Source organism: Rhizobium sp. BR 314, assembly GCF_047445805.1.
GTDB lineage: Bacteria > Pseudomonadota > Alphaproteobacteria > Rhizobiales > Rhizobiaceae > Rhizobium > Rhizobium lusitanum_B.
Window position 1 is genome coordinate 14,653 of the sequence record NZ_JARWLA010000052.1, and the last position, 13,405, is coordinate 28,057.

Consider the following 13,405-nt stretch of genomic DNA (forward strand, 5'->3'; position numbering starts at 1 on the left):
CGGCCGATCAGGCCTGTGGGAGGCTTGTTGTGGCGGGTATGGATGCCGGTGTGGATTTCTGACCGAGATAAAATGCCTTGACGTCGTCGCGTCCGCGCAACTCGGCCGCATCTCCCGAAAGCACTGCAGCGCCGTTTTCGAGGACTGTCGCGCGGTCGGCATAACGCAGGGCGATCGCCGAATTCTGTTCGGCAACGAGAATGGAAAGACCGCCTTCAACATTCAGCCGCCGCAACGTCCGGAAAATGTCCTGCACGACGATCGGCGCCAGCCCCATGGACGGTTCGTCGAGCACCAAAAGCTTTGGACGCGACATCAGCGCACGGCCGATCGCCGCCATTTGCTGTTCACCGCCCGAGGTAAGACCGGCCAGCGCGCGGCGCTTCTCCTTTAGTCGGGGAAAAATCGTGTATATTCTCTCCAGATCGGCGGCGATCTCGGAGCGCGAGCCGCTCCGTCCAAGGCCGCCGGAAACGAGATTTTCCTCGATGGTCAAATTGCGGAAGCAATGCCGGCCCTCAAGGACCTGCACGAGGCCGGCGCGCACCAATTCGGCCGGCGTTGCAGTGGTGACGTCGCGGCCCTCGTACAGGACGCCGCCGGCGGTAATCTCGCCGCGCTCGGCTGGAAGCAGGTTCGAAATCGCCTTGAGCGTCGTCGTCTTGCCGGCGCCATTGGCACCCAGCAGCGCCAGAATCTCGCCGCGGCGCAGTGTGAAGCTGACACCGTGAAGCGCCGTGATTGCTCCATTGTAGGTCGCTTTGATCCCGTCCACGCTCAGCAGAACGTCTTTTCCAGCCATGGTCCACCCAATCTCAGTGTGGTTTCGTATGCGAGCCGGGCACCGGCAGACAGCAGCAGGACCGCGCTGCCGATGCCCAGCCACCGGGCTCAGTTCGTCACGGCCTGTGCGTCTTCGGACGTGCGCAACTTGATGCCCTTTTCCTTGGCGTAGGCTTCCGAGGATTTCTCGATGATCGGCCGGAGCAGTGCCCAGTCCGGCGCAATCCAATCGGAGACGACGTTCCACTTCTTGCCGTCCCACTGCTGGAAGGTCACGTAGCCGTTGCCCTCGTGATTGTCCCAGGTGACGTTTATGGAATGGAACAGGCCCTTGGCGCCGAGCGCCTCGACGCGAGCCGGATCAAGCTGCAGGTGCTCGAAGCCCCAGCGGACCTCGTCGCCCGTCAGAGTCCGATGTCCGAACTTTTCCTGGGCAATACGGATCGCCTCGACGTTCAGGATACCGTTGACGATACCGAGATTATGATAGACGGAGCCGATGCGCTTCTTGTCTTCCAGATTGCCCTTGCCGTTGTCATAGAGCGTCTTCACGATCTCCTGGACGATCGGATATTCCGTGCCGGAGGCTTGGGTCGTGATGGCGGTATATCCCTTCGCGGCGTCGCCGGCCGGGATCACGTCCTCTTCCGAGTTCGACCAGACATTGCCGATGATATGGTCGGCAGGAAAGCCGGTCTTGGCCGCGGTTTTCAGGGCGACCGGGTTCATGACACCCCAGCCGCGCAGGACGACGTAATCCGGCTTGGCGCGGCGGATCGTCAGCCATTGCGCCTGTTGCTCATTGCCGGGATGCGGCACCTCGATCTGCTGCAGTTCGAAGCCATATTTCTGCGACAAGAGTTCATAGATCGGGATCGTTTCCTTGCCGTAGGGCGAGCCGTGATACAGCACGACGATCTTCTTGCCCTTCAGCTTGTCGAGACCGCCGAGCTTCGAGGCGATGTAGTTCACGATGCCCGAGGTCTCGCTATAGGGATTGAGCAGCAGCGGAAAGACATAGGGGAAAACGCGGCCATCAGTGGAATCCGTGCGACCATGGTTGATGGTGATCAACGGCACCTTGTCCTGCGTGATGCGGTCGATCATGGCATAGGCGATACCGACGGAAAGCGGGTTCCAGGCGGCAATATTCGGATTGCTCTTGAGACGCTCGTAGGCCTCGACGCCGCGTTCAACCTCGTATTGCGTTTCCGCTTCCGACCAGGTGAGCTTGACGCCGTTGACGCCGCCATTCCGCGTGTTGATGAGGTTCAGATAATCGATAAAACCACCGAAGAAACCTGTGCCGCCGGCCGCATAGGGCCCGACGCGATAGCTCTGCAGCGGGAAATATTGTTCATCGGCATGGGCGGCCGGTATCGCGGCCGAGACGGCTAGTCCAGCCGCAATGACAGCGGCCTTCAATTTCGCAAGCATGGTCATGTTTGGATACACTCCGGGTATTGTCCGGTGTGATGGCCGGAACTGGGTTGAATGAGCGATGGGTTTGATGTTTGCGGAGCTTGTGCCCCGGCTTGGTCAGGCCGGCCTGTCGATGGCAGAGCCCAACCGCCTTCGGATCTTGCCCCAAAGCGAGGAAAGCCCGTCCGGTTCCAGGATCAGAAACAGAATGATCAAGGCGCCGAGCACGATGCGCTGGCTCATGTCGAGCACGCCGGAATCGAAAACATCACCGAGCAGGAACGAGCCCAATCGAGATAGCACGAGCGGGAAGACGACGATCAGGGCGGCGCCGAGAAAGGCGCCCCGCGTCGAGGCAAGCCCGCCGATGATGATGATGAAAAGGATTTGGAACGATCGGTCGAGATTGAAGCCGGCCGGCTCGACGGTCCTCAGGTAAGCAAAGGCCCAAAGCGCTCCCGCAACCGCGATGATGAAAGAGGAGATCGCAAAGGCCAGCAACTTGGTTCTCAGTACGGGCACGCCGATGATGCGCGCCGCGATCTCATTGTCCCGAACGGCGATGAAGTTGCGCCCGGTTTGAGAGGTCGTCAGCCGATGCGCCAGGAAGGTCAGCACCACCACGATCGTAAGTGAAAAGAGATAGCGACCTGCCGGGCCCGTAAACTCGACGCCCGCAAGCGTCAGAGGCGGCGCATCAATGACCCCGGAGGCAGAGTCGTTTGAAAACCAGCTAAACTTGGTGAGAGCCCACTGCACGAAGAACTGCGCGGCGAGCGTCGACACCGCAAGATAAAAGCCCTTCAATCTGAGGCTCGGCAGGCCGAAGACGATGCCGATCACCGCCGCCATAAGGCCGGCCAGCAGGATGCTGACGATCAACGGCAGGCCATCGACGCGCAGATTGAAATTGTAAGCAGCAAAGGCACCGACGGCCATGAAGGCGGCGCTTCCGAGCGAGACCTGGCCTGCATAGCCGGTAAGCAGATTCAGCCCGACGCCGGCAAGGCTGAGCGCCAGGAACGGCAAAAGGATCGCCTCGAACAAATAGGTCGAACCGACAAAGGGAACCACGAGATAGGCGCCGGCAAGGATGGCAATCGGCGTCATCCAGCGGCTGAAAAGCCGTGTGGGATGATGATCGGTGGTAACGACGGCCATATCAGACCCTTTCCACGAGCTTTTGCCCAAACAGGCCGGAGGGGCGGATGAGCAGGAAGGCGAGTGCTGCGACATAGGCAATCCAACCTTCGATGCCGCCGCCGAAATATTCGCCGATATAGACTTCCGCGAGCTTCTCTGTCGCGCCGATTAGCAGGCCGCCGACGATCGCACCCAGAATGGAATCAAAGCCGCCAAGCACGAGAACGGGCAGCGCTTTCAGCACCACCAGCGACAGGGAGAACTGCACGCCGAGCCGCGCGCCCCATAGCAGGCCAGCCACCAGCGCCACGACACCGGCAGCCGCCCAGACCGTTGCCCAAATCCAGGGCAGTTTCAGTCCGACTGCAAGCGCAGCGAACTGATCGTCCGCTACAGCCCGGCATGCCAGCCCAATTCGGGTGTAGCGGAAGAAGGCGGACAGCGCCGCCACCATCGCAGCAGCGACTGCCGCCGCAAAAAGATCGAACTGGCTGATGAACACGCCGCCAATGTCGAATGGAACATCCTCGATCCCGAGCTCCAGACCGTGGACCTGCGTGCCCCAGATGAGTTGAGCCGCCCCCTCGATGATATAGGAGAGCCCGAGCGTCGCCATGAAAAGCGTAATCGGCGGCTTGTTGGTCAATGGTCGCAGCACGGTACGCTCGATGGCAATGCCGATCAGCACCATGACAGCGAATGTAATGACGAGCGCCAAGGCAAAGGGAACGCCACGCTCAAGAAGGCTGACAAAGGTCAGCGCGGCAAACAGCAACATTGCCCCTTGAGCGAAATTAAGCACGCCCGACGTCTTGTAGATCAGCACGAAACCGATTGCGACGAGCGAATACATAACGCCCGACAGCAGGCCGCCAACCAGCACTTCGATCAGAAACGGCCAGTCGAAATCTGCCATCAGATGCCCTCCCCATCCTCGTTTTCCGCAACGACGCCGAGATAGGCGTCGATGACGCGCTCGTCGGCACGAATTTCGTCCGGGCTGCCGTCRGCGATCTTGCGGCCGTAATCGAGGACCGCGATCCGGTCGGAAAGCTGCATGACCACGCCGATATCGTGTTCGATGAGGATCACCGTCGTGTCATACAGATCTCGGGCAGACCGGATGACGTCGGCCATGTCGTTCTTTTCGCTCGCCGTCATCCCCGCCATAGGCTCGTCTAGAAGCAGGATCTTCGGTTCCGCCACCAGGGCGCGGGCGAGCTCGACGCGTTTTTGCAGTCCGTAGGGCAGCGTGCCTACGAGACGATGGCTGACCTGGCCCAGATGCAGGAACTCGAGAATACGGGCCGCCCGCTCGCGTGCATCCGCCTCTTCGCGGCGCGCGCGGCCAAGCCCGAGGATCTGTTCGGCAAAGGTCGAGCACACGGTATAGGCTCGACCGGCGATGACGTTATCAGTGACACTCAAGCCCTTGAACAAGGCGAGGTTCTGGAACGTGCGCGCAACGCCAAGCGATGCCAATCGCTCCGTCGGCACATGACGATAGGTGTTGGAGCCGATACGAACATGGCCATGGTTCGAGCGATAGACACCGCTGATGACGTTGATCAGCGAACTCTTGCCTGCGCCATTTGGACCGATAATCGCCCGGATCTCCCCCGGCTCAACAGAAAGGTCTACATTGACCAAGGCAGCGACGCCACCGAATGACAGGCTGATGCCATGCAAAGAGAGAGCATGGGTCTCTTCGTCATGCTGCGGGATGCCGCCGGTCTTGCCCGGTGGCAACGCGCGGGCAATCTGGTCGCCGGAGTCCCGCAGCGTACCGGGATCCAGCACGTCAAGGGAATAGGTCGCGGCAGGCATTCAGTGTCCTCCATTCGGCTCGGGCGCGGCTTGAACATGGCACGCCAATCCCGTCGGCGTGGACCAATCGGCCCACGCACCCATCATGTTTCACTTTACGAGGTATTTTGCTGCAGCGAGGCCTATTCGGCCGCCACTGGCTGCGTGCTGGCGGCCTCTTCGAGCTCACGAACCAGCGGAATCACATGCTTGCCGAAATACTCGACCTCCTCCTGGAAATGCAGGAAGCCCAGCAGAATCAGATCCGCACCCGCCTGCTTCAGCGCCACAACCCGCTCGGCAACCTGCCGTGGCGTGCCGATGAGGTTCGAGCGGAAGCCATCATTATATTGAACGAGGTCTTCGAAAGAAGATTTCGCCCAGTTTCCTTCGCCTTCCGGCGACGCCTTGCCGGCGTTCTTAACTTCATGCCCGAAAGCATTGACCGCCTCGGGATTGGCCTTCTCGATGATCTCGGCAAGCACTGCCTTGGCTTCTTCCTCGGTTTCGCGCACGATTGCGAAGGCGTTCACCCCGATCCGCACTGAATGGCCATTCTCCTTGGCCTTCGATTGGATGTCGTCAACCTGCTTGCGGATCTCGGCCGGCGTATTGCCGTTGGTGAAGTACCAGTCCGACACACGCGCCGCCATGTCGCGAGCTGCGCGTGAGGAGCCGCCCTGGAAGATTTCCGGCTGCGGATCGATCGGCTTCGGCTTCAGCGAATAATTGTTGAAGCGATAGAAATCGCCGCGGAAGGTGAAATTATCCTCGGTCCAGATACCGCGAAGCGCACGGATGAACTCCTCCGAGCGGCGATAGCGCTCGTCATGATCAAGCCAGTGCTCGCCAATGGCGGCAAATTCACCGCGGAACCAGCCGCTGACAATATTGACTGCGACGCGCCCGTTGGTCAGGTGATTGATGGTGGCAATCTGCTTGGCGGCAACGGCCGGATTCCAAGGACCAGGCAGGATCGCTGCGATCACCTTCAATGTCGTCGTCGATTCAAGAAGGGCCTGACTGAACGAAACGGACTCATGCTGAAATTCCGCTCCATAGCCTGCCGTGAAACGGATCTGGCTTAGGGCATAGTCGAAACCGCTCGCTTCGGCGATCTGCGCAAGCTTTCTGTTGTATTCGATCGTCCAGCTTGTGCGCTGTTCGATATTCGAAATCACCAGTCCTCCCGAGACATTCGGCACCCAATAGGCAAATTTGACCGGATCGTTTGAGGCATTGGAAAAAGTCATGTAAGGCTCCCTCTGGAATTTCGTTCTATGGCTAAGCTGCCAATCCGCTGTGTTTTGCCGAGGCCGCGATCGCTCCGATGTCGAGCGCCGGCGTGATTTCAGAAACCTCTTCGACGGCTCGATCCACGCGCTCGAGGACGGCAGGATTCCTGAGCTCGTGATCGGTAAAGTCGGCCTCAAGCGCATAGATCGAGGTCGGGACGGTCAGCGCATTGAAGAAGCCGAAGAGCGGCCGCAATTGGTGCTCAAGCATCAGGCCATGCAACGGCGTGCCGCCGGTTGCGGCGAGGACGACGCGCTTGCCCGTCAGCGCTCGATGATCGACAAGGTCAAACAGATGCTTCAGCGCGCCGCTGTAGGACGCCCGATAAACGGGTGATCCGGCGATGATGATATCGGCTCCTTCCACCGCGGCAATGACCGCCCTGCCCTCGGTATCGAGCTGATCAGCTCTGAGCGCCCGAAAGAGCACCGGTGCTGCATCGACAAGCTCGATGCACTGCACGTGGCCACCAACGCGCTGCCGCAGGCGATCGGCGGCGACCTTCACCAAGGACGCCGTGCGGGACGGTCTTTTGACATTGCCACTCAGCGCGAGGATGTTCATGATGACCACGAGTCCCGATTGATTAGATAATTTACCCTATATATTTAGTAGCTTTTAGAAAGGCGAAGATGTTCTAATCTTCCGAGCAAAATGGATTGAATTACTGTTTTGAGCGATGGCTTATCGGAAGAATTTTCTCAAACGCAATCTGTCGTGCATGGCACGATGGGTGCTGAAGAACTGACGCCGAAGTGCGGGGACTGATCGACATACGAGCTCTGAGGGCAGTCATTTTCTTAAGCGCCTTACAAACTTTATATTGGCCGTTGATCGCCCGGCGTCCAACCCAGTGCACGCGTTGGGGAGGCCGATGGGGATTATGGCTGGTCGCCCCAGTGAGCGAAATCGCAACCAGCCTGTCCGTCTGCACCTTTGAATCGCGAAATCAGGTTGGGAAAGAAAAACGAATTCTTCGGCCGCTTATGATTCTAAGTTAGACATGACCTCTGGTTGTGACTGCCGCAGACATACGACAGCCTTGCGTGCGAGCAGTGATGCCGGAATTAGATCAGTGTTGGCCATTCTCAGTTCCTCGGCTTTCAGACCCGCAGCTTGCATCGAGATCCGGGCGTTCGTTAATACCGTCTTCGCCCATTTGTTGTCGCCCCTCCCAAAACTTCCTCTTCATCGTGGCACTGATCGGGGGCGGATTGCGACACGACATGTCCGCAACCCTACACCCCCCCGATGAAACATCCGCAATCTCGGACGGTTGCGGGGGCGACCTGATTGGCACGAGTAGTGCTCAGAAGAAGCCGGGGGGCTAAACCCAAGAGCGCGACGGAGGTACCATCGGCGGCATTATTCGCTGAAAACGGATGGCGATTAAACCGCCCAGTTTGCGCACCGCAAGCGTCTACGCGTTACTGTCGTGCGAGAAGGCCATGCAGTTAGAGGGATGCGCAGGTTCTAGATGAGCGTCTACGCAAAGCGTAGGCGGTGCATACATCCGAAATCGAGGGCATCGAGTTCATCTGTTTCCGACCCCTTGAACCACAAGCGGCGCATGAGGCCGCCACAAATCACGAGGAATTTCACATGACAGAAATCAACGAAACAACGCTCAATGAACTCGTGAGCCGCGTCCTTGACGACCTTGGCGGAGCGCTCAGCGTGCCGCTGGTACGGATTGGAGATGCTCTCGGGCTATACAGGACGCTGAAGGCAGTCGGGCCGGTGAAGGCCGACGAACTTGCCGATGCCTCGGGATGCGCACCTCGTTATGTGCGGGAGTGGCTGGCGGCACAGGCAGCCTCAGGTTATGTGCATCATGAGCGAGGATTGTTCTCGCTGACGCCGGAGCAGGCCTTCGTGTTTGCCGAGCCGGACAGCGCGGTCAATCTCGTTGGCGCGTTCGATATCGCTGCTGCGATGGTCGAAAACCAGCCGAAGGTGCAGTCCGCCTTCAAAACCGGCCGAGGCGTTGCCTGGGGAGATCAGGCTGGCTGCATGTTCTGCGCCGTCGCGCGACTATTCCGCCCAGGTTATATTAATTCCCTTGTGCAGGACTGGCTGCCGGCACTCCACGGTGTAATCGATAGATTGGAAACGGGCGCGAAGGTGGCGGACGTCGGATGTGGGCACGGGCTATCCACGATCCTTCTGGCGCAGGCGTTTCCCAATTCCCGCTTTGTGGGCTACGACTTCCATGCAGGCTCGATTGCCGCTGCGATCGCGCACGCCCAGGCACACGGGTTGACGAACCTGCACTTCGAGGTTGGCCGGGCGCAGGATTTCGACGGCGGAGATTTCGATTTGATCACCTGCTTCGACTGTTTGCACGACATGGGCGACCCGAAAGCCGCTGCGGCTCATATCCGAAAGGCGTTAAAAAAAGGCGGGGTCTGGATGGTGGTCGAACCAACGGCCGGAGATACCCTGGAGGAGAATATCAATCCGGTTGGACGGCTCTACTACTCAGCCTCGACGATGATCTGCGTTCCGACCTCGCTTGCCCAGGAGACAGGGCTCGCGCTCGGTGCGCAAGCTGGAGAGCGGCGATTGGCCGAGGTGATCCGCTCAGGCGGCTTCACTCATATCCGGCGTGCAGCCCAGACGCCCCTCAACATGGTGCTCGAAGCAACCTGACGAGAATGAGTGACGCATCGGTCCGGCCAGATGGGGCAGGCGCTCTGCGCGTGACGTCGGAAAGCGGGTAGCCGCCCTTGAAATTTGGTCGCGTCTGCTGGGTACAGGAGAAATCGCGCGCTTGCGATAAACTTAGGCCGGGTTCGAGTGCGATCCGGAACGCTGTCCTGCGGCTGTTTGGCGACGCCTTGTACCGGCGGACCTATGAGCAGCTCACACGCCCCTTCTGAAAGGCGGCCGAACAACCAAAGTCCCTAGCCCTTGGGTGCCCTCACCCGCAGATCGATCTCTCAACCTGGGATTTGATGGTGCGCCAGTTTGGTGGAGCAAAGCCTGCCGCTATTAGCCAGTGTCTACGCGCGAGTCAGGCGGTCACCTGTCGACATCGATTTTCGAGACGAGTTCTGTCGTCAGTCATTGGTCTTGCCCCCTTAATACATCACGATGTTGAGTGTGACGTCGACAGGCGAAGCCGCCTTGAGCTGGGTGCTCCCGCGCGCAACCAGCAGGCCATCCGCACGCTCCAAGCGCGCGACGATCTGCAGCGTTCTCGAAGCAGCCGAGCTTGCGGGCAGGGACAAGGAAAAGGCTATCGCCTTTGACCCGCCGTCGCTTCTGATGCGCGTTTCCGTGGCGCGACGTCGCGCATTATTTTGAATGGCACGGTCCTCGAGATAAATCTCAAGACGACCCTTCGGTATCACCGCGCCGCCCTCGAACGTGACCGTGCCGCGAATATCCGACGATTGAGCAGCGACTGGTCCGGCGACCGCCGCAACAGCCGCAGCCCCAACGGCCTGTAATACTGTGCGGCGGTCGGTCCGGTGCTTCATCGCACACTCTCCATGATTGCCTCGCAAGGCCCTGCGGTAGCGAGATTGCCGCTCAGCTAAGGGCTCGAAAAGATAAACCACTGCAAATGTAGTATCGGAAGGGGCGCCTGCAAGCGCCCCTCCTGGTATCGAGTTAGATGACAATGAAGTCGGCTGCCGAAAGCCTCAGATTTGGGGTCAGCTGCGCAACCTGAATGGCCGCAAGCTCTCCGCCTCCGTCGACGTCATATGACAACGCGCCGCTATCGGTGTTGTAGATGATGCGGTCGCCTGCGTTATGAGCGATGCCCTCCGCGCTCCCGTGGAACGCGCCCAAGGCGAGAGCGCCGTCTCCACCGCCGCTCTCAAAGACGAGACTGTCCAGCAGGATCATGTCGTTGATCACCCTGAAGTCCTTGATCCGCTCGACATTACCGTTCCCAAGCTCAGGCGAGAAGCGGAATGTATCCTGACCCTCGCCGCCGGTCAGCGTGTCCTCGCCAGCTCCGCCACAGAGGATGTTGCCATCGTTGCCAGGCAATTCGTCGGCGTAGATGATGTGTTCGACGTTGGCGATTTGCGGAATTTTCAGGTTCTTGGACAGGAGGATGACGGTGTCGTTCCCGCCGTTGGCCTTCTCGTGAATGACGTCGTCCGGGGAATCGACGAAATAGATATCGTCGCCGCCGTTGCCAGCCATGCGGTCGGCGCCGCCGCGGCCGTCGAGGACGTTGGCGCCGTCGTTGCCGATCAGGACATCGTCATGGCTGCTGCCGATGCCGTTCTCGACGTAATAGTCGGTCGCATCCGCGTTGTGTCCAGCGAAGATCGAAACATTGTTGCTGCAACCGTTGACGCTGGAGAAATGTCCGGCGCGCAAGTCGAGGATCGTACCCGCCGTCGAGCCGGAGAAATCGATCGTGTCGGTCCCGCCGGTATCATGGATCGCGAAGCCGATGTCATGCTGCTTGCCAGAGGAGGTCAGCTGGTAGCTACGCTGTGGGCTCCCGAAGCCGTAGATATTGTTCTCTGTGTTGAGGTCGATGTGCTGGTAGGTGCGCACTCCATTCGCGTCAACGGTTGAAAAAAGGCGGCGAATGAAGGCCTCGATGTCGGCCATAAGCGGCGTCGACGCAAACCAGAGGCTGGTTTCGCCGACAGCGTTGCTATCGAAATAGGACATGACGCTGTATTGCCACCGATCATATATCCAGGTCGCATCGTTCCGATAGGTGATCGGCTCGCGCCGTCGGGACCGCTGTAATTGTAGTCTCCAGGATGATTCAGACCGAATTGATGGCCGAATTCATGCATGAAGGCTTGGAAGACATAGCCGCCGACATCGGTCTTGTGGGCTTCCTTGTCGTCGAAACCCTGGCCGATGCTGACATGGTGACCGTTCGAATAGGCCATGCCATCGTCCTCCTCGCCAAGTTCGGGGCTGACAACCTCAATCTGGTCCGTGGTGCCGTCGAACGGCGCGTCGTCGATGATTTCGAATTTCAGGGGTGTGACAGACGCCCACATCTCTAAGGCGCCGATCGCGGCGGCCTTGTATTCCGGGTGGTTGTTGAGTTCGTAGAGATTGATCCTCACCGTTCCCGCAGCGATCTCGGGCGTCAGCCAACTGGGCAATGACCCAAGATGGTCGATAAAGGACTCATAATCCTCGCTCTTGCCATATGGGTTGTCGGGCGTCTGGTCGTTAATCCACCAGTCGTCGCTCGTCTGGCTTGGTTTTCCGGTCTGGCTTGGATGCGGCATCTTGGGATTCCTCTCTCTTCGATTGTGCGCAGTTACGGCTGTACCGTTCTGCAGGGGTCAAGACTTCCGGTACCAGTTTGGAGGACGCACAGTAGAGAAGGATTGACCTCACCATAAACCGCCCGATCGCTTAGGTTTTCTGTACCGTTGCTACTCAGAGGCCAATAACCGATGTTCATGATCCATTCGTCCTTAGCGCAGGATTTTGAACTGCTCCTGTCCTAACCCCAATTACATATGAGCCACAGCCTGCACGTGAGGCGCTGCGAACCCCCATACGCCGACGAAGCATTCCCCCGGAACGCATCGTTCTTAAAAACCGCTGCCCCGCCCGAGGCGCCCACCTCATTCGCCGATACCTACTCGCCGCTCCAGCCACGCGCTGCTCAATCCTCCCGAAACGCATGCTGCATCTGGTCGGTGAGCGGCTTTGTCAGGTAGGAGATGACGGTACGGTCGGCGATCTTGATGAAGACCTCGGCGGGCATGCCGGGGTAGAGCGAAAGGCCCTTGAGCTTGGCGAGGCTTTCCGGATCGGGGTGGATGCGCAGCGGATAATAGGTGGCCCCGGTGCGCTCATCGGTTACGAGGTCGGGAGCGACCGTCACGACCTCCGCCTCGACGTCGGGCGTGGTGCGCTGGTTAAAGGCGCTGAAGCGGATCTCGACCAACTGCCCGACGTGGATCTGGTCGATGTCACGGGTGGCCACCCGGGCTTCGACGGTCAGATCATCTGCCTCCGGTACGACGAGCATCAGCGTCTCGCCTGCCATGACGACGCCGTTGATGGTGTGGACTGCGAGCTGGTAGAGCCGCATGTGGAATCTCGTATCCACCGAGGATGGGATTCTCGCTTTTGTTCGCGGCGCATCAAAAGGGCAAGGAGCGCAATATTGGACCCAATCCCAGATAGGTCAGTTCTTTTCCTCGGGTGCTAAGCAAATTGCGGTTGTTCAGGCACCCCAGACCATCAGGACCAAAGGTTACGGTGCTGTGTCGCTCACCGCGTCGGAAATCTATCGCGTGGACTCCGATAACTTCGGCAGTCCGTATGAATGCTCGGTGATTTGCCGGCAGCAGAAGGCCGCCGCCCTCTCCAAGTTCGGACTGACTTTTGTGACGGATCGCACGTGGAGCGGGGACGAAAACCTCTGGTGCCGGGAATTTGAGTCTGGACCTTTGGACGATCCCGAGAACTTTTCTATCCCGGAAGAGGCGTTTGATTGGACCCGTAACATTGCCGCGCAGCAGCCGGTAGAGATCAAACTGGGGTTTATCGACGGAAATCTCGTGTCAATTGATGACCATGACGTTGCACTGATCGACACAATCCCGCTCCTAAATAAAACAGTTGGTAAATTCGGACACGGCCGCTTTGTCGGGCTCGAACACATTTCAACCGGTGAAAAGGTTCTCGAGGTCCGCGAGGCGCCCGCGGCGGCCATCATCATGGACGCGCTGCGGCACCTCGAAACCACGGCTCTGAATCCGGGTTAACAGTCATGCTCGGATGATTTCGGCCATGTATTGTGGGTTTCTGCCTGCTTTGTTTCGTCTGAGTTTGATACTGCGCTTGTCGTTATGGCTTCGAACCATGTTGATGGCGAAGTGTCGGACGACGGCCATGTTGGCTGGTCCATGCCCGGTTCGAGATCGGGCGGCATCCTCGTTGAAGGTGACGTCGAGTACCCAATGGAGGGAGTTCTCGATGGCCCAATGGCCACGTA

The 13,405-nt window shown here is 59.1% G+C and carries 11 protein-coding genes and 2 pseudogenes; 2 read left to right on the forward strand and 11 right to left on the reverse strand.

What is annotated here, in order from left to right; genetic code table 11:
- Positions 1-7 precede the first annotated feature (7 nt).
- The 7 genes from QD461_RS33630 to msuE form a co-directional block, all read right to left on the reverse strand.
- Positions 8-802, reverse strand: coding sequence for an ABC transporter ATP-binding protein (locus QD461_RS33630; protein WP_004119942.1), 795 nt, complete (start codon positions 800-802; stop codon positions 8-10).
- An 89-nt stretch (positions 803-891) separates the two neighbouring features.
- On the reverse strand, positions 892-2,226 hold the full coding sequence (locus QD461_RS33635; RefSeq protein ID WP_004119939.1) for an ABC transporter substrate-binding protein: 1,335 nt from the start codon (positions 2,224-2,226) through the stop codon (positions 892-894).
- Positions 2,227-2,322: 96 nt separating this feature from the next.
- Positions 2,323-3,366 carry a branched-chain amino acid ABC transporter permease gene (locus QD461_RS33640; RefSeq protein ID WP_004119936.1) on the reverse strand — a complete coding sequence of 348 codons (1,044 nt, stop codon included), beginning with the start codon at positions 3,364-3,366 and terminating at the stop codon, positions 2,323-2,325.
- Position 3,367: 1 nt separating this feature from the next.
- Positions 3,368-4,264 (reverse strand): branched-chain amino acid ABC transporter permease, encoded by an 897-nt coding sequence (locus QD461_RS33645; protein WP_004119933.1) that lies wholly within the window; start codon positions 4,262-4,264, stop codon positions 3,368-3,370.
- A complete protein-coding gene (locus tag QD461_RS33650) occupies positions 4,264-5,175 on the reverse strand; it encodes an ABC transporter ATP-binding protein (RefSeq protein WP_004119930.1) in 912 nt (303 codons plus the stop codon). Before QD461_RS33650 ends, QD461_RS33645 begins: the two co-directional genes overlap by 1 nt.
- A 122-nt stretch (positions 5,176-5,297) precedes the next feature.
- The gene (gene sfnG / locus QD461_RS33655) at positions 5,298-6,407 is read right to left on the reverse strand and encodes a dimethylsulfone monooxygenase SfnG (RefSeq protein ID WP_004119927.1); all 1,110 of its coding nucleotides are present in this window, start codon (positions 6,405-6,407) and stop codon (positions 5,298-5,300) included.
- A gap of 31 nt (positions 6,408-6,438) precedes the next feature.
- Complete coding sequence (msuE, locus tag QD461_RS33660) at positions 6,439-7,014, reverse strand: FMN reductase (RefSeq protein ID WP_028755187.1); 576 nt, start codon at positions 7,012-7,014, stop codon at positions 6,439-6,441.
- Between the two features lie 1,038 nt (positions 7,015-8,052).
- Here msuE and QD461_RS33665 point away from each other — a divergent pair.
- The gene (locus tag QD461_RS33665) at positions 8,053-9,102 is read left to right on the forward strand and encodes a class I SAM-dependent methyltransferase (RefSeq protein WP_004119923.1); all 1,050 of its coding nucleotides are present in this window, start codon (positions 8,053-8,055) and stop codon (positions 9,100-9,102) included.
- 431 nt (positions 9,103-9,533) lie between these two features.
- Here QD461_RS33665 and QD461_RS33670 read toward each other — a convergent pair whose 3' ends face one another.
- The 3 genes and pseudogenes from QD461_RS33670 to QD461_RS33680 form a co-directional block, all read right to left on the reverse strand.
- Entirely contained in the window at positions 9,534-9,935 is a 402-nt protein-coding gene (locus tag QD461_RS33670) for a twin-arginine translocation signal domain-containing protein (RefSeq protein ID WP_004119921.1), read from the reverse strand.
- Positions 9,936-10,143: 208 nt separating this feature from the next.
- Positions 10,144-11,678 (reverse strand): annotated as a pseudogene (locus QD461_RS33675) (M10 family metallopeptidase C-terminal domain-containing protein); the annotation flags it as partial.
- 386 nt (positions 11,679-12,064) lie between these two features.
- A pseudogene (locus QD461_RS33680) lies at positions 12,065-12,493 on the reverse strand (HlyD family secretion protein); the annotation flags it as partial.
- Between the two features lies 1 nt (position 12,494).
- On the opposite strand from QD461_RS33680, the gene QD461_RS33685 reads away from it, so the two are divergent.
- Complete coding sequence (locus QD461_RS33685) at positions 12,495-13,175, forward strand: argininosuccinate synthase domain-containing protein (protein ID WP_004119915.1); 681 nt, start codon at positions 12,495-12,497, stop codon at positions 13,173-13,175.
- Between the two features lie 3 nt (positions 13,176-13,178).
- Here the strand turns inward: QD461_RS33685 and QD461_RS33690 are convergent.
- Positions 13,179-13,405: ISAs1 family transposase (locus QD461_RS33690; RefSeq protein WP_414091311.1), on the reverse strand; the 227-nt coding region annotated here is incomplete at its 5' end.